The organism is Bacillus tuaregi, assembly GCF_900104575.1.
In the GTDB taxonomy this organism is placed as follows: domain Bacteria; phylum Bacillota; class Bacilli; order Bacillales; family Cytobacillaceae; genus Bacillus_BD; species Bacillus_BD tuaregi.
The window spans coordinates 190,982-216,121 of record NZ_LT629731.1; the positions used below are offsets into that span (position 1 = coordinate 190,982).

25 protein-coding genes are annotated in these 25,140 nt (G+C 43.5%); 20 read left to right on the forward strand and 5 right to left on the reverse strand.

Annotated elements, in window-relative coordinates:
* The first annotated feature begins 139 nt into the window (after positions 1-139).
* The 3 genes from BQ5321_RS03275 to BQ5321_RS03285 all read left to right on the forward strand — a co-directional run bounded on the left by BQ5321_RS03275 (position 140) and on the right by BQ5321_RS03285 (position 2,017).
* On the forward strand, positions 140-1,258 hold the full coding sequence (locus BQ5321_RS03275; protein WP_071393198.1) for a DUF2515 domain-containing protein: 1,119 nt from the start codon (positions 140-142) through the stop codon (positions 1,256-1,258).
* Positions 1,191-1,634 (forward strand): CBO0543 family protein, encoded by a 444-nt coding sequence (locus BQ5321_RS03280; RefSeq protein WP_071393199.1) that lies wholly within the window; start codon positions 1,191-1,193, stop codon positions 1,632-1,634. The genes BQ5321_RS03275 and BQ5321_RS03280 overlap by 68 nt, the downstream gene beginning before the upstream one ends.
* Positions 1,635-1,759: 125 nt before the next feature.
* Complete coding sequence (locus BQ5321_RS03285; protein ID WP_071393200.1) at positions 1,760-2,017, forward strand: hypothetical protein; 258 nt, start codon at positions 1,760-1,762, stop codon at positions 2,015-2,017.
* A gap of 79 nt (positions 2,018-2,096) precedes the next feature.
* On the opposite strand, the gene bshB2 is transcribed toward BQ5321_RS03285, so the two are convergent.
* The 4 genes from bshB2 to pdxK form a co-directional block, all read right to left on the reverse strand.
* Positions 2,097-2,762 (reverse strand): bacillithiol biosynthesis deacetylase BshB2, encoded by a 666-nt coding sequence (gene bshB2 / locus BQ5321_RS03290; RefSeq protein ID WP_071396756.1) that lies wholly within the window; start codon positions 2,760-2,762, stop codon positions 2,097-2,099.
* Positions 2,763-2,866: 104 nt separating this feature from the next.
* On the reverse strand, positions 2,867-3,217 hold the full coding sequence (locus BQ5321_RS03295; protein ID WP_071393201.1) for a YojF family protein: 351 nt from the start codon (positions 3,215-3,217) through the stop codon (positions 2,867-2,869).
* 171 nt (positions 3,218-3,388) lie between these two features.
* Positions 3,389-4,381 (reverse strand): NADPH:quinone oxidoreductase family protein, encoded by a 993-nt coding sequence (locus tag BQ5321_RS03300; RefSeq protein ID WP_071393202.1) that lies wholly within the window; start codon positions 4,379-4,381, stop codon positions 3,389-3,391.
* Between the two features lie 107 nt (positions 4,382-4,488).
* A complete protein-coding gene (pdxK, locus tag BQ5321_RS03305) occupies positions 4,489-5,328 on the reverse strand; it encodes a pyridoxine/pyridoxal/pyridoxamine kinase (RefSeq protein ID WP_071393203.1) in 840 nt (279 codons plus the stop codon).
* Positions 5,329-5,822: 494 nt separating this feature from the next.
* On the opposite strand from pdxK, the gene fdhD reads away from it, so the two are divergent.
* From fdhD to BQ5321_RS03385, 15 genes are all read left to right on the forward strand, one after another.
* Positions 5,823-6,599 (forward strand): formate dehydrogenase accessory sulfurtransferase FdhD, encoded by a 777-nt coding sequence (gene fdhD / locus BQ5321_RS03310; protein WP_071393204.1) that lies wholly within the window; start codon positions 5,823-5,825, stop codon positions 6,597-6,599.
* An 88-nt stretch (positions 6,600-6,687) separates the two neighbouring features.
* The gene (fdnG, locus tag BQ5321_RS03320) at positions 6,688-9,663 is read left to right on the forward strand and encodes a formate dehydrogenase-N subunit alpha (protein ID WP_139187753.1); all 2,976 of its coding nucleotides are present in this window, start codon (positions 6,688-6,690) and stop codon (positions 9,661-9,663) included.
* Positions 9,663-10,487 (forward strand): 4Fe-4S dicluster domain-containing protein, encoded by an 825-nt coding sequence (locus BQ5321_RS03325; RefSeq protein WP_071393207.1) that lies wholly within the window; start codon positions 9,663-9,665, stop codon positions 10,485-10,487. The genes fdnG and BQ5321_RS03325 overlap by 1 nt, the downstream gene beginning before the upstream one ends.
* Positions 10,477-11,220: a formate dehydrogenase subunit gamma gene (locus BQ5321_RS03330; protein ID WP_234978348.1), complete on the forward strand. Its 744-nt coding sequence runs from the start codon at positions 10,477-10,479 to the stop codon at positions 11,218-11,220. The genes BQ5321_RS03325 and BQ5321_RS03330 overlap by 11 nt, the downstream gene beginning before the upstream one ends.
* Positions 11,221-11,436: 216 nt before the next feature.
* Positions 11,437-12,234, forward strand: coding sequence for a formate dehydrogenase accessory protein FdhE (locus BQ5321_RS03335; RefSeq protein WP_071393208.1), 798 nt, complete (start codon positions 11,437-11,439; stop codon positions 12,232-12,234).
* Between the two features lie 13 nt (positions 12,235-12,247).
* On the forward strand, positions 12,248-12,868 hold the full coding sequence (gene mobA / locus BQ5321_RS03340) for a molybdenum cofactor guanylyltransferase (RefSeq protein ID WP_071393209.1): 621 nt from the start codon (positions 12,248-12,250) through the stop codon (positions 12,866-12,868).
* 163 nt (positions 12,869-13,031) lie between these two features.
* A complete protein-coding gene (locus BQ5321_RS03345) occupies positions 13,032-14,261 on the forward strand; it encodes a molybdopterin molybdotransferase MoeA (RefSeq protein ID WP_071393210.1) in 1,230 nt (409 codons plus the stop codon).
* A gap of 10 nt (positions 14,262-14,271) precedes the next feature.
* Positions 14,272-16,191, forward strand: coding sequence for a molybdopterin biosynthesis protein (locus BQ5321_RS03350; protein WP_071396758.1), 1,920 nt, complete (start codon positions 14,272-14,274; stop codon positions 16,189-16,191).
* Between the two features lie 157 nt (positions 16,192-16,348).
* Positions 16,349-16,813, forward strand: a complete 465-nt coding sequence (locus BQ5321_RS03355) for a molybdenum cofactor biosynthesis protein MoaE (protein ID WP_071393211.1) — start codon at positions 16,349-16,351, stop codon at positions 16,811-16,813.
* Positions 16,806-17,039 carry a molybdopterin converting factor subunit 1 gene (gene moaD / locus BQ5321_RS03360; protein ID WP_071393212.1) on the forward strand — a complete coding sequence of 78 codons (234 nt, stop codon included), beginning with the start codon at positions 16,806-16,808 and terminating at the stop codon, positions 17,037-17,039. Before BQ5321_RS03355 ends, moaD begins: the two co-directional genes overlap by 8 nt.
* 5 nt (positions 17,040-17,044) lie before the next feature.
* On the forward strand, positions 17,045-18,064 hold the full coding sequence (locus BQ5321_RS03365; RefSeq protein ID WP_071393213.1) for a thiazole biosynthesis adenylyltransferase ThiF: 1,020 nt from the start codon (positions 17,045-17,047) through the stop codon (positions 18,062-18,064).
* A 199-nt stretch (positions 18,065-18,263) separates the two neighbouring features.
* Positions 18,264-18,485 carry a heavy-metal-associated domain-containing protein gene (locus BQ5321_RS03370; RefSeq protein WP_071393214.1) on the forward strand — a complete coding sequence of 74 codons (222 nt, stop codon included), beginning with the start codon at positions 18,264-18,266 and terminating at the stop codon, positions 18,483-18,485.
* Between the two features lie 180 nt (positions 18,486-18,665).
* Positions 18,666-20,564 carry a heavy metal translocating P-type ATPase gene (locus BQ5321_RS03375; RefSeq protein WP_071393215.1) on the forward strand — a complete coding sequence of 633 codons (1,899 nt, stop codon included), beginning with the start codon at positions 18,666-18,668 and terminating at the stop codon, positions 20,562-20,564.
* Between the two features lie 33 nt (positions 20,565-20,597).
* Positions 20,598-21,293: a Crp/Fnr family transcriptional regulator gene (locus BQ5321_RS03380; RefSeq protein ID WP_071393216.1), complete on the forward strand. Its 696-nt coding sequence runs from the start codon at positions 20,598-20,600 to the stop codon at positions 21,291-21,293.
* Between the two features lie 258 nt (positions 21,294-21,551).
* The gene (locus BQ5321_RS03385) at positions 21,552-22,856 is read left to right on the forward strand and encodes a TrkH family potassium uptake protein (RefSeq protein ID WP_071393217.1); all 1,305 of its coding nucleotides are present in this window, start codon (positions 21,552-21,554) and stop codon (positions 22,854-22,856) included.
* 78 nt (positions 22,857-22,934) lie between these two features.
* On the opposite strand, the gene tnpB is transcribed toward BQ5321_RS03385, so the two are convergent.
* Entirely contained in the window at positions 22,935-24,107 is a 1,173-nt protein-coding gene (tnpB, locus tag BQ5321_RS03390) for an IS200/IS605 family element RNA-guided endonuclease TnpB (protein WP_071393218.1), read from the reverse strand.
* Positions 24,108-24,173: 66 nt separating this feature from the next.
* On the opposite strand from tnpB, the gene BQ5321_RS24355 reads away from it, so the two are divergent.
* Positions 24,174-24,311 carry a hypothetical protein gene (locus tag BQ5321_RS24355; RefSeq protein ID WP_187143718.1) on the forward strand — a complete coding sequence of 46 codons (138 nt, stop codon included), beginning with the start codon at positions 24,174-24,176 and terminating at the stop codon, positions 24,309-24,311.
* A 92-nt stretch (positions 24,312-24,403) separates the two neighbouring features.
* Positions 24,404-25,057, forward strand: coding sequence for a potassium channel family protein (locus BQ5321_RS03395; RefSeq protein WP_071393219.1), 654 nt, complete (start codon positions 24,404-24,406; stop codon positions 25,055-25,057).
* Positions 25,058-25,140 lie beyond the last annotated feature (83 nt).

Consider the following 25,140-nt stretch of genomic DNA (forward strand, 5'->3'; position numbering starts at 1 on the left):
GATGATTTCTGCGTTACTGCCAATTGGGTTGTGCTCTGTTTTTTAGCATAGGCAGCTGGCAGACATACATCCTTTCGTAAAACTCCTAAGCTATACATATTCCGAATGGGCAGGAACCATTCATCAGGGAGGGGCTGCAATGTTTTTTTGGAGACATCGGGAGAAAACGCCGCTTGAAAGGATTCGGGAGGAGTTGAAGCAAAAAGGCAAAAATCCTCAAGCTGGTCTAGCGCCAATATCCTTGAAGGAGCAAGGCTTACTTGAGGAAATCAGGAAGGAAACTGCGAAGCATAATCTTAATAATGTCACGAGAACAAAGGCTTATCTTGACTACTATCTGCGTTATCCGGAAATTCAGTGGGCTTTTTTAGGTCATATGGTTTCAAGAAACGGCGGGTACAGTATGACTGATTTGCAGGGGGAGCTCTTGACAAGACTGCTTTCAAAGAAGGAGCGAACCTGGTTTTTCTCGTTTTTGGAGCGCGGCAATTGGCTGATTTTCCAGGATGTCTATCCGCAATTTCTCCTCTATCAGGAGAGCCTACGGAGAGGGAAAAAGCTGTTTTATCTTCTACCGCATTTACAGGTTTCAAGCTTTATGGAGACGATTTGGAACCATTTTTGGGTGGAACAGGACCGGTATATTCACTGCATCGCGCTTGTTATTAATGAACAAAGCTATTTGGAAAAAAGAGTCATCCAGAATCCTGTCTATCAAAAGGAGGTGCTGGGGAAGTTTGAATTTTTCCTTCAGGATGTGCTCTCCTTTAACCATATACTTTTCCCATATGATAACAAAGGTCTTAAAGGCTTGACGCTTCACCAATTTCAATCCCTTCATGAGCGAATTTTATTAGGGAAGCGACTGTATGCGGTTCTTTTTAAAAATAAGGATATTCATAGACAGATGTTAGCTTGGGCGAAGAGTCATCCACATACAGGCTCGAGAAAGGATTATTGGCCGCATCTTTTTAATAGTGTGAAAGAGGGAGTCCCGGGGATTTTCTACCCGCTTCGCCTAAAGTCCTGCAGGCTTCGCAAGGGGGCAAGCCGGTTTTACAGCCCAAAGCTTGAAAATGCGTGGAAGAATGTTAGTCAGCCTGAGGCTGAAGCAGGAGATTGGTTTCAGGATGACCTTGTAGCGGATTATTTAGAGGACGATATTGAGATGATAGATGGGGAGATAAAGGATGAATATTGTAAAACACTTGAAAGGCTTGAAATTGCCGCCCTTGCCAAAAAGACAATCCTTTTCTAAAAAGGAATACATCGTTACGGCAATATTAGCTTCATTAATAGGGACCTACCTGGACCTTTATTTTGTCGGGAAAGGAATATACGAATTTCCTCAGCGTCCGCTGCCAGAGTTTTTTACAATCCATATAGGCTTTACGTTATTTGGCTTGCCGGTATCTGTCATCCTATTATTATCTTTTCTCTCCCGTTTAAATAATGGGAGAAAAATAGTCTTCATTCTAATTGTAAGTCTCTTAATGGCTGTATTTGAAAGATTTTCCGAGCTACTCGGTTTTTTCCAGCATAGTGCGGAATGGAAGCATTACTACACTTTCTTTGGGTATGCGTTATTTTTAATCATCCTAACCGTGTTTTTTCATTGGGTGAAAAAACAGTAAAGGAAATGAATCGATATCAAGCCTTTTAATTAGATTATTATCATGTCTCCTTGTATAATGTAAATCAAAATATTTTATTTTCAAGATTACCATTAACGTTCTTGATTTGGGAAGGAGTAGGGTCCATGATGAAGAAGAATGACACAGAGGTTGGTAATTTATTAAATACAATAAGAGTAAAGCTTGAAACGATGCCTGTCCGTAATAGTAAAATTATGAAAAGCTTTGAAATCCTGGATCGACTCGAAGCATTGGTAGGAAAGCAGCAGGATAAACTAGCGATTGAAAGCTCTGTCAACTTTTTATCCTCCATCACACTGGCACCGATTAAGCCGGAAATCAATCAATTGAAGCAGCATTTACGTTTAGGATTTAAGAACTGATTGATTCAATATTTTAAAGAAGCATAAGTGCACTGTATATGAAAAAAATGGGGTTGTCTTTATGACAGCCCCATTTTGATTAGAATTTATAAGTCCAAAAACGCTCCGTATTCATTCTCGTTATGACTTCGATATCGCCTTGGTTATATCTTTCCTTCATATCTGCTACCATCAATTGTGCCTGTGAGGCATGTGATAGGATCGCATCCATTTTCGTCTGTGCTACCTTGCTCACATCATACACGATATCTGCTTGGCCGATTTCCTCTTCACAGCCGTGTGAAAAGGCAAGGCAGTGCAGCTTAGGTCGTTTGTTTTCTGGAATTCGTTCAAGTGTTTTGACAACGGCCGCGCCTGTCGCATCATGATCGGGATGGACAGCATAGCCTGGATAAAAGCTAATGACAAGCGTTGGGTTTACCTCTTCAATAATCGATGTGAAGTCGTGAATCAGCTTTTCAACATCTTCGAATTCAACCGTTTTATCACGATATCCCAGCATTCTTAAATCCTGAATCCCAAGTACGTTGGCAGCATTCTGCAGCTCTTGTTTACGAATCAGCGGCAATGACTCCCTTGTAGCAAATGGAGGGTCGCCAAGATTTCGTCCCATTTCACCAAGCGTTAAACATGCATAGGTGACAGGGGTTCCATTTGCAATATGAGCGGCAATGGTTCCGGACGCGCCAAAGGCTTCGTCGTCAGGGTGGGGAAGAACAACCAAAACATGCTGTTCTTTTTCCATTTTATCCATTCGATCCTTCTCCTTACTTTTATTATTTAGCTCCGCCGTAGGGGGTTATATTCGTTACGTTATGGCGACAAAATCGCCTTTATGCGAGCGGTTATTTAGGCAAAGGGAGTGGTGCTAATTTCAAGGCAAACGGCCAGTTTTCCTTGGTAGTCGTGACCTGCTAGTAGCAGTCTTCCCTCTGAGTCCACTTCAAAATGGGTAATACCTTCTGCATAAATCCAGCCAATCGCCAATTTGAGGCCGACCCGGTAGGATGGACCTGTTCCAGCAATTTTCCCTCTTTCATATTGAACGAGTGCATTGCGGATAAAAGCTCCAGAGGAGAAGACCTTTTCATCGAAATGCGAGGCATATGCACCAGCCGTTGTTTCAAGATGAAGATAGATATCCTGGTTTGCCAATCTGTCAATTTCCTCTTGGACTGCTTCTACGATTACCGGTTCCATAATGACAAGCCTCCTTTCCTTTTCCGAAAATGGTTCATAAAAAAACGATATTTTTATCTTACTAAAAATGTGACAGAAAAGCGAAATTTTAAGCTTGTATTCTAATGTTCGTAATTACGCAAAAAATAAAAAAAGCCCTTCATCACATAGATGAAGGACTGTCGCAAGTCATTACATTTTCACTAATATACGTCCGCGAGCCTGGGCCTTTAATAGAATCGGTAGATGCTCTGGAAGCTCTTCAAGCGTAATTTCCTTTTGTATGGATTGGAGCAAGTTCTCCGGCTTTAGGTCGGTCGCCATGCGGTCCCAAACTCTTTTCCGAATCTCCATTGGACAGTAGACCGAGTCAATCCCAAGGAGGTTAACCCCGCGCAGAATAAACGGAAAGACGGAGGTTGGAACATTGCCGCCGCCGGTTAAACCGCTGACAGCCACAGAGCCGCCGTAAGTGATCTTGCTTAGGATTGCAGCGAGTGTTTCCCCGCCGACAGGGTCCACGGCAGCCGCCCATAGCTGCTTATCAAGTGCTTTAATTTTGCCATTATGTACGTCTTCACGGGTAACCACCTCTGAAGCACCAAGCTTATGCAGGAATTCATGCTCAGATTCTTTGCCTGTGCTTGCGACCACTTTATAGCCCAATTTAGCAAGCATTGAAACAGCTAAGCTGCCAACTCCGCCGGTGGCTCCTGTTACAAGAACCTTGCCTTTCTCAGGAGTCACTCCGTTGTCCTCAAGTCTCTGTATCGAAAGGGCTGCAGTTAAACCGGCTGTGCCATAGACCATGGCCTCTTTCAAAGAAAGTCCCTCAGGAAGCGGAACAATCCAGTCGCCTGGAATTCGAGCATACTCGCTGTAGCCACCATAATGCGATACGCCAATTTCATAGCTTGTCGCAATGACTTCATCACCCTCCTGGAAACGGGGGTCTGAGGAAGCTACGACCGTACCTGTTAAATCAATACCAGGTACAAATGGGTAGGAGCGGACAATTTTTCCATCTGGTGTCGAGGCCAGTCCATCCTTATAGTTAATGCTGGAATAGGCTACCTTGATCAGGACGTCAGCCTCCGGTAAATCCTGTAGTGTAAGCTCATTAACCGATACGCGGAAATCTGCTTCATGTTTATCAACAATTAGTGCTTTGAATCTTTCTGCCATTACAATCGCTCCTTTATGACCAGCCTAATGTGAAAAGGGTTACAAATGGGTGTGCAAGAAAGGTGTCATCCGCCTCGTCTGTGGCATAAAGACACCTTGAAAAGAAACTATTTTGTCAAATGCGCTGCTTCCTGACGACCAGCACCGTATAGACGGTAGGCACCATGCATAGTTGGTCCCACATATTCATTCAGCTTCCAGCCATGACGGATGGCTTCTGTAATAAAGTCCTTTGCCACCTCAATCGCTTCCAGAACTGTTTTACCCTTTGCTAGCTCAGCTGTAATAGCCGCAGAGAAGGTACAGCCAGCACCATGAGTATAAGGGGTATTAATTTTTTCGCTTTCATAAATGGTGAAGTCTTTGCCGTCAAATAAGACATCAACCGCTTTTTCCGTATGTAATTTACTTCCGCCCTTAATCATGACATATTTAGCACCAAGCTCATGAATCTTTACCGCAGCGGCCTTCATGTCATCGACGTTTTGGATAGGGGCTGTTTGTGCCAGCTGGCTTGCCTCAAAAAGATTCGGTGTCACAACGGTGGCAAGTGGTGTCAGAACACTGCGGAGAGCACCAGCCACTTCAGGATTCAGGACCTCGTCTTCTCCTTTACATACCATAACAGGATCAATGACCACATTTTGAATTCCGGATTCTTTAATCCGTCTAGCAGCTGTTTCTACGGTTTCTACTGTAGCGAGCATCCCTGTTTTAACCGCATCGATGCCGACTGATAGGGCTGTGTCCAATTGCTTTTCCAACACTTCGATTTCAATCGGGAATACGCCGTGGCTCCAGTTATGATTTGGGTCCATTGTAGCAATAACCGTCAGAGCGGTCATTCCATATACGCCAAGCTCCTGGAACGTTTTTAAATCTGCTTGAATACCGGCACCGCCGCTTGTATCAGAGCCGGCTATCGTTAAAGCCTTTTTCAAAGTCATCATTATTCCTCCCATGCTGTAAAGTTTGCTTCGAGCAAGCTGTCTGACAAGGGACCAGTGTGTGCCAAACCTGCTAACTTTCGACAAAATGCCATAAATTTTTATCCTTTCCTTCAGCGAAGGATTTTACCTATTCATTATAACAATAAATTGCCCAGGGACAATCATTCCCATGCTATTTATTAACGTTTTAAATAAGTGAGAAAACTTATGAATAACAGTGAAATGTTCACAAGAAATTCATAAATGCCATTTTTATGGTGATAAAAGTTACTGTCCGGGCAGGAAAATGGGATTAGGATAGTGGTATGGGATTCCTTTAAAGCATCTATACACTATTACAAAATAATAAGGTATGGAATCTAATAGATAAATAGGAACCCTGGTAATTGACTATATCTTATAGGTTAAGTGAATGAAAGCGTTTTACTTTTTATAAGCGGCTAAAGGGGTAACCCATTTCATTTGAAAAATGAATGAAAGAGGTGAGGGGAATGCACAGAAAGAGTTGTCCTGAGGAATATCCGATTACGCTTATTGTAAATGGATATGAGGTGGCAGTATTTCAATTAACCAATCAGGATTTAGAGGACTGGGCTTATGGCTATATGTACTCTGAGGGCTTGATCGAACATAGGGATGATATTCAGTCGCTTCAAATCGATTCGGATTTTGGAGCGATTCGTGTTGTGTTAGACAATGCATTCGATGCTGAGAAAATGCTTACGAAGAAAAAGCATTATACGGCAGGCTGTGGAAGAGGAGTAACCTTCTTTTCCATGACAGATGTCAAAACCTTCTCGAAGGTTCAGAGTCAAAAAACATATAGGCTGAGTGTTTTACTAAAAAAACGGGCGGAATTTGCCAAAAATTCCCCCCTTTATATAGAAACAGGCGGCATGCATGGAGCTTGTATCGTCCATGAAGACGGAGAAATGGTGATTCGTGAGGATATCGGGCGCCATAATGCAGTCGACAAGGTCATTGGTCATGGTATTAGACAGGGATTAGATCCAAAGAATTTAGTCCTGTTGACGACCGGAAGAGTATCCTATGAAATGCTTTCGAAGGCTGCTAAATTTGGTTTTTCCATTATTGGCTCTAGGACGGCGGCAACAAAGCAGGCCATCCAGCTGGCTAAATATTTAAATATCGAGCTAGTCGGTTATCTACGAGGCAAAATGGCGATTGTCTATACATCAAAGGGCAGGGTTATTGATGATGTGACAGAGCAGGTGGGTACTCAACCTAATCTAAGGGTTCTACCATAAAAAGGGTTTTACCATAAATAGGTTTTACCATAAGAGGTTCTATTGTAACTACTACTATGAGGTACATCAAGTTAGGGGGAAAAGAAGCATGGAAGTAACCAGAAGGCAGTTTCTAAAGATATCTGGTGCCATGGCAGCAACGTTGGCAGTTGTTGAGCTTGGGTTTGATGATAAACAAGCAAAAGCGGCTTCAGGCTCATTTAAAATTGCTGAATTAACACCAACACCAACCATTTGTCCATATTGTTCAGTTGGTTGCGGCATACTTGTATATGCAAGCAAGGATGATGTGATTTACACAGAGGGTGACCCTGATCATCCTATCAATGAAGGGACCCTTTGCAGTAAAGGGACAACCATTCGTCAGTTATACACAACAGAGAAGCGGATTACAACACCATTGTACCGCGCACCAGGCAGTGACAAATGGGAAGAAGTAGATTGGGAGTTTGCTTACGAGAAGGTCGTAAAAAATATTAAAGAATCACGTGACAGAGGCATGATCCATCAAGAAAATGGTGTTGTGGTCAATCGTTTAGATAATATTGCATATCTTGGCGGAGCAGCACTAGATAATGAAGAATGTCATTTAAATCATAAATTATTCCGTGCTGGTTTAGGGTTATCCTTTATTGAGCACCAGGCCCGAATATGACATAGCTCAACGGTTGCCGGTCTGGCACCTACATTTGGTCGTGGCGCAATGACAAACCACTGGAATGATCTTCAATATGCAGATGTTTTATTAGTTTTAGGTTCGAATCCAGCTGAAAACCATCCGATTAGCTTCAGATGGATTTCAAAGGCACAGGAGAAGGGAGCCAAGCTGATTACGATTGACCCGCGTTACACAAGAACAGCGCAAATGTCTGATATTTATGGTCAGCTTCGTTCAGGCTCAGATATTCCGTTTGTGGGCGGGATGATTAACTATATTATTGAAAACAATCTTTATCATCAAGAATATGTTGCAAACTATACGAATGCAGCCTTGATTGTCGATGACAGCTTCTCCTTTGAGGATGGAATGTTCAGCGGCTATGATGAAAAAACAAGAAAATATGATAAGACAAAATGGGCCTATAAATTGGATGAGGAAGGCAATGTTCTAAAGGATCCAACGTTACAGGACCCACGCTGTGTATTCCAGCTAATGAAAAAGCATTATTCACGCTATGATGTGGACACGGTTATTGGCATTACAGGTACTGACAAAGAGACGTATTTAAAGGTATGTGAAATCTTTGCGGCATCAGGAGAAGTAGGTAAAGCAGGTACGATCCTTTATGCAATGGGTGGAACACAGCATACAGTTGGTTCGCAAAATATCCGTATCTATGCCATTCTGCAATTATTGTTAGGAAATATTGGAATCTCTGGCGGCGGTGTGAACGCACTTCGCGGTGAATCAAACGTTCAAGGCTCAACAGACTTTGGACTTCTTTATCATAACGTACCAGGCTATATGGACGTACCAACATCAAATGATACAACATACCAAGCGTTCCTAGATCGGATTACGCCGAAGTCAGGTTTTAAAACAAATAACCCTAAGTTTTTCACCAGTATGCTGAAATCATTCTACGGGGATAGTGCAACGGCTGAAAATGAATTCGGCTATCACTATATGCCAAAAATTGCAGCAGGTAGAAACTATTCTTATTTAAGATTATTTGATTCTATGTTTAATAAAGAGCTGGAAGGCTTAATCCTGTATGGTTCTAATCCAGTTGTGGGTGGACCAAACTCAGGTCAGTCACAAAAGTCATTAGCCAATCTTAAATGGATGGTTGCCATTGACTTGATGGAAACAGAAACCTCTGCATTCTGGCAAAAAGAAGCAGGTTCTGACCCAGCATCGATTCAAACAGAGGTTATTTTCCTACCAGCATGTTCTTCCTATGAAAAAGACGGCTCTGTAACAAACTCAGGCCGCTGGATGCAGTATCGCTGGCAGGCGCTTCCGCCAAAAGGCCATTCAAAGGCTGACTTAGAAATTACACATGAAATTGCTGTTCGTCTGAAAGAGGCCTATGCCAATAGTACAAAGCCTGCAGATACACCTATGAAGGCATTGACTTGGAATTATGGCCCAGGACATCACCCTGATATTGATTTAGTTTGTCGTGAAATTAATGGCTATGATGCAGTAACGAAACAGCAGATTAATGGCTTTGGAAACCTAAAGGAAGACGGCTCAACGGTTTGTGGTAACTGGATTTACTGCGGCTTCTACCCGGAATCTGGTAACCTATCAAAACGCCGTGATAACAAGAATGAAGGTATGAGTAACTTCTTAAATTGGTCCTATGCATGGCCAATGAACAGACGTATTCTTTATAACCGTGCAAGTGCTGACCTTAATGGTAAGGCTTGGAACTCTCATCGTGTGGGTATTGAGTGGGATGCCCTGCAAGGAAAATGGACCGGCTATGATGTACCAGACTTTGCTGCGACAAAAGGTCCGGATGATCCGACCTTTAATGATCCATTCATCATGCAGGAGACAGGAAAAGGAGATTTATTCTCAGCTAAAATGAATGAGGGTCCATTCCCTGAGCATTATGAGCCATGGGAATACCCATTAGATAATCAAATCTCTAAAACTCAATTTAATCCAGCCGTTCAATTTGGGGAAAAGAAACTAGAAGCAAAAGGTGAATTTGAGAAATTCCCGATTATTGCCACAACCTACCGTGTATCTGAGCACTGGCAGACAGGCTCGATGACACGAAATGTTCCATGGCTTGCAGAGCTTGTTCCACATATGTTCATTGAAATCAGTGAGGAATTAGCGAAGGAAAAGGGCATCTCGAATAAGGATAAAGTAATGGTTTCATCTGCTCGTGGTGAAATTGAGGCCTATGCAATGGTAACGAAACGCTTTAAGCCATTTAAGCTAAAAGGAAAAACCGTTCACCATATTGGTATGCCATGGCAGTTCGGCTATAAAGGAATTGCAACAGGTGCTTCTGCCAACAGGATAACTCCACATATTGGGGATGCTAACTCGTTTATCCCTGAATATAAAGCGTTCCTTTGTGATGTAAGGAGGGCGAAATAATGGCTGATTATGTAAAATTTGTTGACGTAACCAAATGTGATGGCTGTCGTGCCTGTATGGTTGCCTGTAAAAACTGGAATGACCTCCCAGCAGAGCCTGAGGAATTCCAAGGCAGTATCCAGTCACATGAGAAGCTAACAGCTAATACTTGGAATATTATTACCTATGATGAGCATGAAAGAAGTGACGGCAGCTTTGACTGGCTGTTCCGTCACGCTGCTTGCCTGCACTGTAATGTTGCGGGCTGTGAGAAGGCCTGTCCTGAGGATGCCATCAGCACGACGAAGTTCGGCTCAGTCGTCATTGACCATGACAAATGCGTGGGCTGCGGCTATTGTGTACAGGGCTGCTACTTTGATGTTATTCAGCTGGCTACCTACAAGGATAAGAAGGGGAAGGAATACCGCCTAGCCCAGAAATGTGACCTTTGTACAAGCCGTCTTGAAAATGGACTACAGCCTGCCTGTGTCACGGCTTGTCATACAGATTGTCTTGTATTTGATAAAAAGGAAGAAGTTCTTCGCGATGCGGAAGCCCGCTTAGCAAAGGTAAAAGAACGTTATCCAAACGCAAATATTTATAATCCGCAAGGAATTGACGGAACCAATACGATTTATCTTTTAGCAGAAAAGCCGTCAGTATACGGCCTTCCAGAGGATCCGCAGGCGAAGCTTTCGCAGGTAATTTGGAAGGATTGGGCACAGCCGTTAGGTAAGCTGGCAGTTGGTGCAACAACCTTTGGTGTGCTTAGTGCATTAGCTGTACAGGGTGCGCTGAAACTGAAGAATAGAGGAAAGGAAGGTGACGACCATCATGAAGGATAATATTATGCAGCTTGTCAGCATGATGAAGAACAAGGAAAAGCGAAAAATAAAAGATGGTAAGGTGAAACGATTCACCGTTCATTTCCAAATCTTTCACTGGGGATATGCGTTATCCTACTTTATCCTCTATTTAACAGGATTAGCGATGTACACGGAGTTCTTTGATTGGCTGTATATCTTATTCGGCGGACCAGCATACGCTCGTATCATCCATAGAATTGCAGCCGTAATCTTTGTGGTTATGCCAATCTATATGCTGATCTTTGATAGAAAGAGCATGTTCCATTGGTTAAAGAGTGCCTTTAAATGGGGCAAGCATGACATTAAGTATTTAATGAACTTCCCATTTGATATGTTCGGCATGAAGGTAAAAAATCCACCGCAGGATTTCATCAGTGGCGGTGAAAAGCTAAACTCCTTAATGCAAATTGCCACCTTCTTTATGTTCGTTGCTTCAGGTGTTGTGATGTGGTTCCCAGGCTACTTCCCAGGATGGATGATTGACTGGTCATATCCGATGCACAATATTGCTTTAGGTTTATCACTAATGGTGGTAGTTGGTCATATTTATCTATCAAGTGCTAATCCTTCATCAAAGCCATCATTAGAAGGTATGGCAACTGGTTGGGTTTCTGAGGAATATGTGAAGCACCATCACGAAAACTGGTATAACGAAATCGTTGAAGAAGATAAAAAGCTAGATGGTGAAAATAAACCACCAAAAGGTGCATAATAAACCTATATCTAGTTAGCTTAGAAAGAGAATAAAGAAATTATGATAAAGAAAGCGAGGCTGACTCAGAAGAAAGTATAGTCAGACCCCCACAATACAATATCTAGTAATCAGCCAGTCTCGGATGGTCTAGATATGTTCCTGTGTGGGGTCAGGCTAGCAAATGAGGCAGCCCGCTTTTTTTGGTTCCTACAACTATTATGGGGTGAAAGATAGATGAAAACAGAAATAATCAATCCAGAATACATGAAGCTTCAAGAGAAAATTACCGCCTTATATGAAGAGTGGATGAGAGCTCTATCACAGCAAACGATTGTGAAAAAAGGGAAAATGGAGGGAAAGCAGTATCCGCTTCTTCCACAGGTTGAAGTAGAGTTTACTGAAAAGGATTATCATTCATTTTTACTGGGGCTTTTTGAAGTGGTAAAAGAAAATAAAGCGGAATTAATGGACGATTTAACTAGAATTGAAGCCTTGTTAGATGATGAAACATTAGAAAAATGGTTTAATGAAGCCATGATGGTCAATACGTATTATTTTGCTGATTGGGCTGAGAAAAACAACGTACCTGAGTGGTTGCCATTATTCGCGGCAGAGCATGCCGTTCGTCCCTATCTGCAAAAGGCAGCTCTAGAGCTTTCAGAGGAGCTTCCAAAGCAAGGACATCATGGCAGCTGCCCGTGCTGCGGTGAACCGGCACGTCTCGCTCTTATCAATAAGGATGGAAAAAAAGAGCTGCTTTGCCCGCGCTGTCATACGTCATGGGAGCAGAAGAAAATCGCCTGTGCCCACTGCGGCTCAGATGCCCAGGGTGAGGTAGTGGTATTAAAGCTTGAAGAGGATGAGCGTGCGGAAATTTATGCATGCAAATCATGTAAAGGGTATACTAAAGTCATTGATAAACGTAAGCTGATGGAAGTGCCAGCACCGGAAATCCTGGATCTACAAACGATCCATTTAGATTATATTGCACAGGAAAACGGCTATGGATTGATGGAGAACAATAAGCATTAAGAGGTGAACAGAAGTGAAGACAACGGCAATCATCCTTGCAGGAGGAAAATCAAGCCGAATGGGGACGAACAAGGCCCTGCTTGAGCTAAATGGAAAAACCGTCATTGAAGGAATCGTAGAAAGTCTACATAGAGTAGCAGATGAGCTTCTCCTTGTGACGAATACACCTAGTGACTACCAATTCCTGCACCTGCCCATGACAGAGGACAAATGGAAGGGAATGGGACCTCTTGCCGGGATTGAGGCCGGTCTGTCTGCTTCAAAAACAGAGCATAACCTCATAGTTGCCTGTGATATGCCGTTTATTTCTGTTGAGCTAGGGCGGTATTTATTATCCTGCCTTGAGGAATACCAAGCAGCTGTTCCGGAGATATCCGGGCAGCTGCATCCGCTTTTTGCGGCGTATCGAAAGGATGTCTGCCCGGTGGTGAAAAAATCCCTCGAGGAAAACCAACTGCGTATCAGACACTTTTTACATAGTATTCATGTTAAAATAGTAAAGAATGATTTATTACAGTCACTAGGTCTTCAGGATGAGGAGCTTTACTTTTTTAATATGAATGACCGTGATGAATATGAAAGGGCTTTTACCTTCATTCAGCAGAAGTCCTCCACTTCTGCATTTGGGAGATGAATGCAAAGGGGTCATAGGTTCAGCGGGGGGAAACAACGGCTGAATGAAGGTAAGCCTCCGGCGGATATCTCGGACTTTTACCGGAGCGAGCTCGGGTAAAAGTCCGGACGCAAATTCGACGAGCGAATTTGACTATGTCTAAAAAGATGGGTAGTGAGATACGGTGAAATTTTTTCAAGTCAAAACAGTAGAGGAAACCTTTTCTCTGATTGAGGAAATGATTAAGCCTTTAACGGAAACCGAAACGAGGCCTCTGTATGAAGCGCTTCATTACATATTGGCCGAGGATATAACGGTCAAGGAAAATGTGCCGGCCTTCCGTCGTTCCTCTGTGGACGGCTATGCGGTGAAGGCAAAGGATACCTTCGGGTCATCGGAAAATATGCCGGGCTTTCTAACGGTTGCCGGTGAAGTGAAGATGGGCGAACAGCCGGAAAAACCACTAGCGGACGGTGAAGCCATTTATGTGCCAACAGGCGGGATGCTACCAGATGCAAGTGATGCCGTAATGATGATTGAGCACTGTGAGGATTTAAGCGGGCTCTTGAATCTGTATCGCCAGGTGGCACCAGGGGAAAATGTCATCTCGATTGGTGAGGACTTAAGGGAAGGTGAGCCGCTGTTATCAAAAGGCATGAAGCTGCGCTCGCAGGAGCTAGGTGCCTTGGCATCGCAGGGAATTACAGAGGTGCCGGTCTACCGAAAGCCTGTCATCGGTTATCTTTCCACCGGTGATGAAATTGTCCCAATTGAAACAAAGGAGCTGAAGATTGGGCAGGTTCGTGATATGAATGGGATCACGATTGGCTCGCTTGTTTCCGAGTGGGGCTGTGAGTTTATTTATGGCGGCATTATCGAGGACAGCCGTGAGGAGCTGGAAAGACAGGCGCAGGAAATGCTTGAGAAGGTTGACTGCTTGATCCTGTCAGGTGGAAGTTCGGTTGGTACGAAGGATTATTCTGTTGATGTGATAGATTCCCTTGGGGAGCCGGGTGTGTTTGTTCACGGTGTTTCGATTAAGCCAGGGAAACCAACCATCCTTGCTTCGGCAAATGGTAAACCAATTATTGGTCTGCCGGGACATCCAGCATCAGCGATTGTCATTTTCCACTTATTCGGCAAGGCGATTTTACATAAGCTGCAGGGCTGGGTGCGAGAAGAGAAAAATCTCGCCAGAGCGATTGTCACTAAGAATTTGCCTTCCACACCGGGACGCAGTGATTACATACGAGCACGCCTCATCTATCAGGATAATCAATGGTACGCTGAACCAATCATCGGAAAATCAAGCTTGATTTCGACGCTTGTTAAAAGTGAAGGCTTGATTGAAATCCCGTCACGGAGCGAAGGGGTTTTAAAAGGTGATCTTGTGACAGTCAGACTATTTGGGTGAGGTGACAGACATGACGAAGAAATATAAACGAAAAATCTATTTGCAGGATACACCGCGCCAGGAGGCTGTAGAGGTGCTGCTCCGCAGTTTTACCTCGGAGCGGGTAACGGAAACGATACCAAGCACGCAAGCGTTGGGACGTGTGACGGCCCATCCGGTCTTTGCAAAAATGTCCAACCCGCACTACCATGCATCTGCCATGGACGGAATTGCTGTTAAAGCGGAGGAGACCTTCTCAGCCCACGAGCAAAATCCAGTCAGGTTGAAGCTGGGGGAAGGCTTTGTGTATGTGAATACAGGCAATGAGATTCCATCGCCATATAATGCGGTTATCATGATTGAGCATGTGGACGAGCTGGATGAGGAGACGGTCGAAATTATTGAGCCTGCCTCTCCATGGCAGCATATCCGTCCAATTGGCGAGGATATCATTCAGGAGGAAATGCTGTTCCCACAGGGGCACAAAATCCGTCCAGTTGATATTGGTGTACTTCTTGCCTCGCAGCGAATTGAGCTTCCAGTTGTCAAAAGGCCGGTCGTTAGCATCATTCCGACAGGTGATGAGCTGGTCTTTCCAGACGGAGAAACGCCACCAGGGAAATTGGTTGAGTTTAACGGCTCTGTGATGGCTAATTATATCCGTGAATGGGGCGGTGAGCCGAAGCTCTCAGCGATTGTCAAAGACCGTCCGGAGGAAATTAAAGCGGCACTGCTTGAGGCGGTGGAGGCTTCAGATCTTGTCATCATAAATGCCGGATCTTCTGCTGGCTCTGAGGACTATACCGTTCATATTATCGAGGAGCTTGGCGAGGTCTTTACCCATGGGGTTGCGACAAGACCTGGTAAGCCAGTGATTCTAGGAAGAATTAAGGATAAGATTGTGATTGGTTTGCCGGGCTATCCGGTCTCGGCTTATTTAGATTTGGAATGGTTTGTTCAGCCGTTAATTTGTGACTACTTGCAGATTCCGGTGCCGAAGCGGGAGACGCTGACGGTCAAGCTGGGTCGCCGGATTGTCGGTACGATGGGGGCAGAGGATTTTATCCGTATGAGCATCGGCTATGTGAAGGGCGAGTATATTGCTAACCCATTACCGCGTGCGGCCGGTGTGACGATGTCCCTTGTGAAAGCAGATGGCATGCTGTTGATTCCGGCCCATTCCTTAGGCTATGAGCAGGGAGAAGCAGTTGAAATTGAGCTCTTGAAGCCAAGAGCGGAAATCAAGCAGGCGATTGTGTTCAACGGCAGTCATGATTTAACGATCGATCTATTGTCGTCGCATGTAAAAGAACAAGATTACTATTCAAAAATTATTTCGTCCCATGTCGGCAGCATGGCTGGGCTTATGGCAATTAAGAAGGGCGAGGCCCATATTGCCGGTACACACCTCTTGGACCCTGAGACCAATACGTATAATATTTCCTATATTGAGCGCTTTTTAGCAGGACAGAAAGTGGTTCTGTATCCATTTTTAAAAAGAAAACAGGGCTGGTTTGTGCCGAAGGGAAATCCGCTCGGAATTGAAACGGTGAAGGATATCGCTGACAAGGATGCCCATTTTGTTAACCGGCAAAAAGGAGCAGGGACGAGAATTCTATTTGATATGCTGTTAAAGGAAGAGGGCTTGTCGTCAGAGAATATCAATGGCTATCAGCGGGAAATGTTCTCCCATTTAAGCGTTGCAGCCGAAGTGAAGGTTGATGAAAAAGCCGTTGGGCTTGGCATCTATTCAGCTGCGAAAACGATGGAGCTTGATTTCGTACCGGTCTCAGACGAGAGCTATGATTTATTAATGACGAAGGAATTTTTCGAAAGTGAGCAGGGGAAAAAGCTGATTGAGGTCATTCAAAGCGACAGCTTCAAGCAGGACGTACAGGCCATCGGCGGCTATGTCGTGATGGACCATCCGGAGCCGATTTATTTTAGCTAAAGAGGTTAAGCTGAAAGTGCTGGTGAAAAACGATGCCGGATGGGTGCTGTGCCTCCGGCGTCCCTGCAGTTTGCAGGATTTGTTATAAGCTGGTACAGCTAGGCATCGCTTGTTGCCTGTTGTAAGCCCCCACTAACTTTATGCGGAGGTAGGATAGATGAATTTTGAAATAGCAAAAGAGCCGATTAACATCCAGGCTGTGATTGATAAGGTGGTCCAGCGTGAAGCTGGCGCAATTACCACGTTCATTGGAACAGTTCGAGAGCTGACACACGGAAAGAAGACTCTTTATCTTATATATGAAGCCTACGAATCGATGGCAGTCAAGAAGCTGGAGCAGATCGGACAGGAAATTGGAGAAAAATGGCCGGGGGCACAGGTTGCTATCACGCACAGAGTGGGAAAGCTTGATATTACCGATGTCGCGGTTGTGATTGCGGTTTCCATGCCGCATCGTGCGGACGCCTATGAAGCAAATCGCTATGCGATTGAAAGAATCAAGGAAATTGTTCCGATTTGGAAAAAAGAGCATTGGGAAGACGGTCAGGAATGGATTGGAAACCAGAAGGAAACAGTCCCTTATCCAACAGGTAAACCAGAGGAGGCTGATTTGCATGAATAAAGTGTTGTTTTTTGCTCATTTACGTGATGAGGCTGGACAGGAAAGTGTCGAAGTAGAGGCAGCAGGTAAGACGATTGCTGTATTGAAGCAGGAGCTGGCTTCGACCTATGGGATTCAGAAGCTGGATGCGGTAATGGCAGCCGTAAATGAGGAGTTCGCCGACGATGATGAGGTCATCAAGGAAGGTGACACGATTGCCTTTATTCCTCCTGTTAGTGGAGGTTGATCGGGATGAGTGAACGTTATTCCCGTCAAACATTATTTTCCCCCATTGGGAAAGAAGGACAGGAGAAGATTCGCCGGAAGCATGTGCTGGTGATTGGTGCCGGCGCGCTTGGCTCAGGAAGTGCAGAAATGCTGACAAGAGCCGGTGTTGGCGCGCTGACAATTGTGGACCGTGATTATGTCGAGGAAAGCAATTTGCAGCGCCAGCAGCTATACACGGAACAAGATGTGGCAGAGAAGCTGCCAAAGGCGGCTGCGGCCGAAAAACGTCTGCGTGAGATCAACTCAGATGTTGAGATTCATTCCTTTATTGGTGATGCAAATCCTGAGAAGCTTGCTGAGCTGGCGTCTGGAAAGGATTTAATCATCGATGCTACCGATAACTTTGAAACGAGACTGGCGATTAATGACATTTCGCAGAAGTATCAGATTCCGTGGATTTACGGTGCCTGTGTTGGCAGCTATGGGATGTGCTTTACGATTGTGCCGGGAAAGACGCCTTGTTTAAATTGTTTGCTGAAGAAGCTGCCGATTCAAGGGATGACCTGTGATACGGTTGGGATTATATCACCGACGGTTGGGATGGTGGTTTCCCATCAGGTAGCAGAAGCGATGAAAATTCTTGTAGAGGATTGGGAGGCAGTAAGACCGGCCTTTGTCAGCTTTGACTTGTGGCGGAATCAGTATTCCAGCATGAAGGTTGGAAAGGCAAAGGATGATTCCTGCTTGTCCTGCGGTGCGAGTCCGACGTTTCCATTTTTGGATGTAGAAAATCAAACGAAATCAACCGTTTTATGCGGTCGCGATACAGTCCAGGTTCGCCCGCCGAAGCCGCTTGACATCAGGCTCGCTGAGCTCGCGGCGCAGCTGAAGGCGCTAGGATACGAGGTAAAAGGCAATCCGTATCTATTGTCGCTGGAGACGAAGGGTGAACGGATGGTTATCTTCAAGGACGGGCGCGCGTTGGTGCACGGCACGAAGGATATGACAGCAGCAAAGAGCATGTATAATCGGATACTTGGATAAGAGGGAGAGGGGATGAACCTGTTTGGGGTTTATCCTCTTTTTTGCGTGTGATAGTGCCCGTTGGGGATGATTCAAAGCAAACGGACGTGTGTAAACCAACAAATACCTTGAAAATTCCTCCAAACTTGATATCTATCAAGTTATTTCTACCTAAACTCTTCTACAATAAACACATAACCAATCCGAGGAGGAATTCATAATGACAAAGGCAGTATTTCAGCTAGAGCCTCTTACATGCCCGTCCTGTATTAAAAAAATCGAATCCACACTGACTAAAACAGCAGGGGTCGAATCTGTTAAAGTACTATTTAACTCCAGTAAGGTGAAAACAGAATTTGATGAAGCCCAAATTGCAGCATCAAAGCTGGAGGAGACAATTGAAAAGCTCGGCTATGAGGTTTTATCGGCAAAGGTATCATAGGATAATAGAGGATTGAACTATAAAGTAGACCTGTATCCACAGCAAGGCTGGTGATAACGGGTCTTTTTCTTTTTCCGAAAAAAGGTAATCAATCTTGACGTCCGTCAATTCTTTTTCAGGAAAAGCAGTCTATTATTGGGGTATAAATCGAGTACGTTCAATAATTAGGAGGAAATCTTCATGATTGCAGCAATTAACAAACACAAACCTCATTTAACAGCTGTTTCTTTTATTCTTATTATCATAGGAATGGTATCAGGACTATCCGACAGCGCTACGATTAAAATACCTGCTCTAATTCTAGCAACCGTCATCGCCAGTGTGCCTATTTTTATCAAAGCCTATCAAGCCCTAAGGTTTAAAGCCTTTAGCATCGAATTACTGGTGGCGATTGCGGTAATAGGTGCCCTTGTGATTCAAGAGTATACAGAATCAGCTGTTGTCACCTTTCTATTCTTGTTTGGCGATTATTTAGAAAAACGGACACTGGAAAAAACCCGCTCGTCCCTTAAGGAGCTCGTTGATATGGCACCACAGGAAGCAATCGTCCTGCGAAACGGTCGGCAAACGAGTATCCCTGTTGAAGAGGTAGTGGTCGGCGACACGGTCATGATCCGCTCAGGAGCCAAGGTACCAGTGGACGGAATGGTGATTTCCGGTCATGCGTCCTTAAATGAAGCGGCGATTACCGGTGAATCCGTACCGCGGACTAAGCAAACAGACGATAAGGTGTTTAGCGGCACGATGGTCGATAATGGCTATCTTGAAATAAAGGCGGAAAAGGTCGGCGATGATACGACCTTTGCGAAAATTATCGAGCTGGTCGAGGAAGCACAGGAATCAAAGACAAAGACAGAGAAATTCCTCAACAAGTTTTCTAATATTTACACACCGTCCGTCGTTATTCTGTCACTGCTAGTCTATCTGATAACCCGTGACCTTCATACAGCGATCACCTTCCTTGTCGTTGCATGTCCGGGAGCCTTGGTAATTGGGGCCCCTGTGTCAACCGTAGCCGGTATTGGCAATGGCGCCAAAAACGGCGTGCTTGTCAAAGGCGGAGAAGTGATGGATACCTTCTCAAAGGTTGACACGCTTGTGTTTGATAAAACAGGTACATTGACAAAAGGAAAGCCAGAGGTCACAGACATCAAACTGTTTGAGCAAACGATTAAAGAAAATGACTTCCTGCAATTAACAGCGCAGGCAGAAACGATTTCGGAGCATCATTTAGGGCAGACGATTGTAAAAGAAGCGAAGGCCCGCAAGCTAACCATGAAAGATCAGCTAGAGAGCGGCAAGGTCATCAAGGGAAATGGGATTACGGCGATCGTAGCTGGCCGTGCTTTAACGGTTGGCAACCGCAAGTTAATGGACAGTGAGAACATTCCTATTTCAGAGGAAGTGGCAAGCTATGCCGAAAAGCGGGAAAAGGCAGGCAACACGGCGATTTTTACAGCGATAGATGGAAAGCTGGCTGGGATTATTTCGATTGCTGATCAAATTCGTGAGGATGCTGCTGATGCGCTAGCGCAAATGAGGAAAAACGGTATTAAGAAAATTGTCATGCTGACCGGCGACAATCGCCATACGGCGGCACTTGTGTCAGAAAAGCTTGGTATTGATGAATACCATGCCGAATTATTACCGGAAAATAAAGTAGAATATGTAAAGAGCTTACGAGAAGCAGGACATGTTGTGGCCATGGCGGGAGACGGAATTAATGATGCGCCGGCGATTGCAACGGCTGATATTGGCTTGGCGATGGGAGAAGGCGGGACAGATGTAGCAATGGAAACCGCTGATGTCGTTTTAATGGCGGACAAGCTTGAACAGCTGTCACATGCTTATTCCCTTTCAAAAGCAACGATTGCCAATATGAAGCAAAATACGTACTTTGCTGTTGCTACTGTGTTTGTGCTGTTGATGGGTGTGTTAGCTGGGACTGTTCATCTGGCTTCCGGTATGTTTATTCATGAGGCAAGTGTCCTGCTCGTTATATTAAATGCGATGAGATTAATCCGATATAATAAAAAGAGGAAAAGGTCTACTGCAGGCTTACACGAGGCAGTTGTCTGAGCCTGCAGGCAACAGAGTATTGGAGTGAACTGAATGGAGCATCATGATCATAGCCAGTGTCATACCCACAAAAATCACAAGCAGTGTATTTCACTGGTGCCGATTTTCAATCATTTAGAAGCGGAGCAGATGAATGAAATTATGGCGACTGCCCGCTCCTCCTCCTACAAAAGAGGAGAAATCGTCTATAAGGCCGGTGAGCAGTCTGATTCGCTCTACATTGTTAGTAAGGGGAAAATAAAAATTTATCGGCTGTCAGAATCAGGTAAAGAGCAGCTAGTAAGGATTTTGAACCCGGGTGAATTTACCGGTGAGCTGGCCTTATTTAATGAAGGACTTCATGAAGCCTATGCCGAAGCAATGCTCGAGACACAGGTTTGTCTGATTAGACGACAGGACCTGCAGGAGTTTCTATTAAAGTATCCTTCGATTTCGCTAAAGATTCTCGCGGAGTTTTCGAGTCGCCTAGAGCAGTCGGAGAAGCAGACAACCCGGTTTGCAACGGAAAAGGTGGAAACGAGGATTGCTCTTTTCCTTGCTGAATGCTTGGAGGAAGGATCCAATGAATTAATGCTGCCGATGAGTAAAAAAGATCTAGCCTCTTACTTAGGCACGACCCCAGAAACCATCAGCCGCAAGCTAGCTGAGCTTGAAGAGGGCGGATTCATTAAACAGAATGGACAGCGAAAAATGGAAATAATTGATTTAGATGGGCTGCTGCTTATCTAAAGTACCCCCCTTGGAAGCGGAAAGAAGGCTGACTCCAGGGGGGTTTTTATTTTCCAAGAGTGTTCCCGTATCTATCAATCAACAAAGTAATCTCCTTACTAATCATTTCCAAAATATGCTGATACATCTATAATGAGATGAGGCAAGAGCTAAACATTTGGATGATATCTTAGAGGTGTGCCCTTAACTTCCATTCGTCTCGATGCATTTACAAGGCATCACAGCTCTGATTTGAATTTTTTAGATAGGGGAGATTTTGTGCAAAACAAATCAACCACACGTTCCTTTCAATATATATTTCTGGTCTATGTATCGACCATTTTTTGCTTTGCGTTTCTATACATTATGCCGTTTTCCCATACGGGTCATTTATCTTATATCGATTCGTTATTTATTTCAACGAGTGGTCTAAGTGTGACTGGTCTGTCTACAATTGATATAGCGACGGAACTAACAAGAGCAGGGCAGGGATTATTAATGCTGGAAATGCAGCTTGGCGGTATGGGTATACTGGTGATCATGAGTTATTTATTTTTGCTGATGGGAAAAAGAATCACGGTATCCAGTATGCTTTTGCTATCAAGGGACCAAAATCAAAGTAATTTAAAAACGATTAAATCGTTAAGCTTTTCTGTTTTGATTATTGCCTTAGTGATTGAGGCGATTTGTTTTTTCCTAATCTACAGCGATATCGATAAGGTATCCAGCAATAGCCTGGAAGCCATCTTTGTTTCAGCGTTTCACTCTGTAGCAAGCTTTACGAATGCAGGATTTACTTTGATGGAAATCAACAGCTTTGAAACCAATAAGCTGTTTTTGCTTGCAACGGTATTTGCTGTTTTTTTTGGCAGTATCGGCTTTCCAACTATTATGGAGTGCCTCTTTAATTTTAAAAGGAAGAAAAGCTTGTTCACAAAAATCAATCTTAGAATGCATGTAGCTCTATTAATAATTGGCACTAGTTTATATCTTTTATTAGAGCATGATAAAGCGTTTAGCCATTTAGGATTCCTTGATAAGCTAATCAACTCGATCTTTTTATCGGCGTCAACAAGAAGTGGAGGGCTGGCTGCTTTAGAGGTTTCTTCGCTGACGGTGACAACCCTATTAATTATAATGTGTTTAATGTTTATCGGGGGAGCCTCCTCGAGTACAGGTGGGGGGATTCGCTTGACGACCTTTCGAGTGATTATTGCTAAATTGGTATCAGTTGTCAGGACCCATGAACAGGTTGTCATTGGAAACCGAGCAATCACTCAAGAGGCAGTTAATAAATCGTATTTGATTTTTATTAGCTTTGTGACCTTAACGGTTGGGTCCACGATTATTTTGACATTATTCCAGTCGCAGGATGTCATCCATCTTGCTTTTGAAGTATTATCAGCTTTAACGAATACTGGATTATCGCTGGGGGTAACAGATGAGCTGACGAATATTCCGAAATTAGTCTTGATGCTTTTAATGATTATCGGGAGAATTGGTATATTTACACTGATTTATTTAGTTTACAGAGTCGAAGGTTCAAAGCTTAAGTATTTAGAGGAAGACTTAGCAGTCGGTTGAACTACCCCCACTTAATTTTCTAGCGAAAATTTGAAGTGGGAGATTCCTAAGAACACCAGCCTATCAGCTAGTTATTGGTTAGGCGAGCCCCGTCGCACCGACGGTTAGAAGCCTTATCGCTTCATTTTTAAGATTTAAACTTGCGTTAATATCCCTTTGGTGATGAGCACCACAAATACATGTCCATTCACGTAAAGCAAGATTTTTAACGTCTTTGTTTTTGTAACCGCAGCATGAACAAAGTTGACTGGATGGAAAGTTTTTTGCAACCGTGACAATTTGCTTTCCGTACCATTTCGCTTTGTACTCAATCATAGTCTTGAATTCTGACCATGATGCTTCACTAATGGCTTTTGCGAGATTGTGGTTTTTCAACATGTTACTTACAGACAAATCTTCCATACTGATAATGTCGTGGTTTTTGACAATCTCGGTGGATATTTTTTGTAAGTAATCGGTTCTGGCATTCATTATCTTTTCGTGAATACGCGCAACTTTTATTTTTGCTTTATACCAGTTCGCACCACCTATGGTTCGTCTACTCATAATTCTTTGCGCTTTGGCTAACTTTTCTTCTAACGAACGGAAGAACTTTGGATTTTCATAGATGGTTCCATCTGAAAGAATAGCAAAATCTTTCAAACCTACATCGATTCCAACAGCAGAATTTGTTTTTGGAAATTCTGCAATTTCAACCTCCGCTCCAATAGAAACAAAATATTTACCCGATGGGCTCCGTCTAATCGTTGCATTTGAAATTTTTCCTTCGACTTCACGACTTTTTGCAAAGCGAATCAATCCAAGTTTAGGTAGTTTGATATCGTTATCGATGACAGCGATATTTCCATTTGTATGCTTGGTAGTGTAAGACTGAATAGGATTTTTCCTCGACTTGAATCGTGGGTACTTATTTTGCTTTTTATAATATCTATCGAAAGAATCTGCTAGATTCTCAACCGATTTCTGCAAAGCGATACTATCTACTTCTTTTAGAAAGGCATATTGCTTCTTTAAGTCAGGAAGTTCCTTTACCGTTTGGTACTTATTCAAGCACCCACCTTTCCAAGTATTAGTTAGAAGTTGACCGTTTTGAACCATTTCTTCAACAATATACCAGTAAGCGTCTTTTTCTTTTTGTTTACCTAAAAAGAAGTTGAATACAAATCTTGCACAACCAATCGTCTTATTAATGAGTTCAGTCTGTTTCTTGCTAGGGTAGATTCTGAATTTATATGCTTTATTTACTAACATTGATTATCACCTCCTTATCTGTTATTGTATACGTGAATACGTAATATAACAAGGAGAATGATACCAATGGCTAGAAAAAAGTTTACTACCTCTTTAGACGAAAATATTATTCAACAACTTAAAATGCAAGCTGTTAAAGAAGGTACAGATGCAAGCAAGATTCTTGAAAAACTAATTGAGGAATATCTCAAAAAGCAAGCTTAGGCTGACGCCTAACGACATTCATCTCCCACCTACTCACTGCGTTCCTTGAGGTGGGAGTCTTCTGTCGTAAATCAGATAAATGAGGTGGAATTTTGAAGCAATATTTAGTCATCGGAGCAGGGAGATTTGGGAGCGGCATCATTAAAGAATTACATAACAAAAAGCAGGATGTCGTTGTATGTGACGTTAATCGGAAAAAGCTGGATGCGATTGATCATTTAACGACCTATTGTATCATAGGGGATTTTCGCGATAATGATGTATTGGATCAAATCAGAATAGATGAGTTTGATGCGGTTTTCATTGCAATTGGAACAGATGCGTATTCTGCCATCCTCATAACCAAGAAAATGAAGGACCGGAATGCAAAGAAAATAATTGCCAAAGCGAATAATCAGGAAGTAGGAGAAATTCTTTATAGCTTAGGGGCTAATCAAGTGGTCTTTCCTGAAGAAGAGGCTGGTAAAAAAATTGCCAGACAGGAAATGATGACAGGTGTCATCGAATATCTGGCGATTACTGAAAATGTTTCGGTAATTGAAACGGAGGTTCCGGAGCAGCTTTGTGGAAAGACATTAATGGAGTTAGACTTTTCGCGGAAGTTCGGTCTGATGGTTTCTCTCATATTGAGAAATGGAGAGCCGTTAAAAACTCATTTAGCCGAAACACCCTTTCAAAAGGGCGATTATATGCTAATTGTCGGTGATAACAAAAAAATTGACCGCTTCAAGAGACGGTTTTCGTAATTCATTTACCTGCTTATATATTGGGCCTTAAAAAAAATTAATTTTGCCTCGGAATTTTCACCCAACTTTCAGATTTGTCTGCT

Bases quoted from the DNA above. Each gene is read 5' to 3' on its own strand.
- BQ5321_RS03275 (WP_071393198.1), top strand. From the start codon at position 140: ATGTTTTTTTGGAGACATCGGGAGAAAACGCCGCTTGAAAGGATTCGG.
- BQ5321_RS03280 (WP_071393199.1), top strand. From the start codon at position 1,191: ATGAATATTGTAAAACACTTGAAAGGCTTGAAATTGCCGCCCTTGCCA.
- BQ5321_RS03285 (WP_071393200.1), top strand. From the start codon at position 1,760: ATGATGAAGAAGAATGACACAGAGGTTGGTAATTTATTAAATACAATA.
- bshB2 (WP_071396756.1), bottom strand. From the start codon at position 2,762: ATGGAAAAAGAACAGCATGTTTTGGTTGTTCTTCCCCACCCTGACGAC.
- BQ5321_RS03295 (WP_071393201.1), bottom strand. From the start codon at position 3,217: ATGGAACCGGTAATCGTAGAAGCAGTCCAAGAGGAAATTGACAGATTG.
- BQ5321_RS03300 (WP_071393202.1), bottom strand. From the start codon at position 4,381: ATGGCAGAAAGATTCAAAGCACTAATTGTTGATAAACATGAAGCAGAT.
- pdxK (WP_071393203.1), bottom strand. From the start codon at position 5,328: ATGACTTTGAAAAAGGCTTTAACGATAGCCGGCTCTGATACAAGCGGC.
- fdhD (WP_071393204.1), top strand. From the start codon at position 5,823: ATGCACAGAAAGAGTTGTCCTGAGGAATATCCGATTACGCTTATTGTA.
- BQ5321_RS03325 (WP_071393207.1), top strand. From the start codon at position 9,663: ATGGCTGATTATGTAAAATTTGTTGACGTAACCAAATGTGATGGCTGT.
- BQ5321_RS03330 (WP_234978348.1), top strand. From the start codon at position 10,477: ATGAAGGATAATATTATGCAGCTTGTCAGCATGATGAAGAACAAGGAA.
- BQ5321_RS03335 (WP_071393208.1), top strand. From the start codon at position 11,437: ATGAAAACAGAAATAATCAATCCAGAATACATGAAGCTTCAAGAGAAA.
- BQ5321_RS03350 (WP_071396758.1), top strand. From the start codon at position 14,272: ATGACGAAGAAATATAAACGAAAAATCTATTTGCAGGATACACCGCGC.
- BQ5321_RS03355 (WP_071393211.1), top strand. From the start codon at position 16,349: ATGAATTTTGAAATAGCAAAAGAGCCGATTAACATCCAGGCTGTGATT.
- moaD (WP_071393212.1), top strand. From the start codon at position 16,806: ATGAATAAAGTGTTGTTTTTTGCTCATTTACGTGATGAGGCTGGACAG.
- BQ5321_RS03365 (WP_071393213.1), top strand. From the start codon at position 17,045: ATGAGTGAACGTTATTCCCGTCAAACATTATTTTCCCCCATTGGGAAA.
- BQ5321_RS03370 (WP_071393214.1), top strand. From the start codon at position 18,264: ATGACAAAGGCAGTATTTCAGCTAGAGCCTCTTACATGCCCGTCCTGT.
- BQ5321_RS03375 (WP_071393215.1), top strand. From the start codon at position 18,666: ATGATTGCAGCAATTAACAAACACAAACCTCATTTAACAGCTGTTTCT.
- BQ5321_RS03380 (WP_071393216.1), top strand. From the start codon at position 20,598: ATGGAGCATCATGATCATAGCCAGTGTCATACCCACAAAAATCACAAG.
- tnpB (WP_071393218.1), bottom strand. From the start codon at position 24,107: ATGTTAGTAAATAAAGCATATAAATTCAGAATCTACCCTAGCAAGAAA.
- BQ5321_RS24355 (WP_187143718.1), top strand. From the start codon at position 24,174: ATGGCTAGAAAAAAGTTTACTACCTCTTTAGACGAAAATATTATTCAA.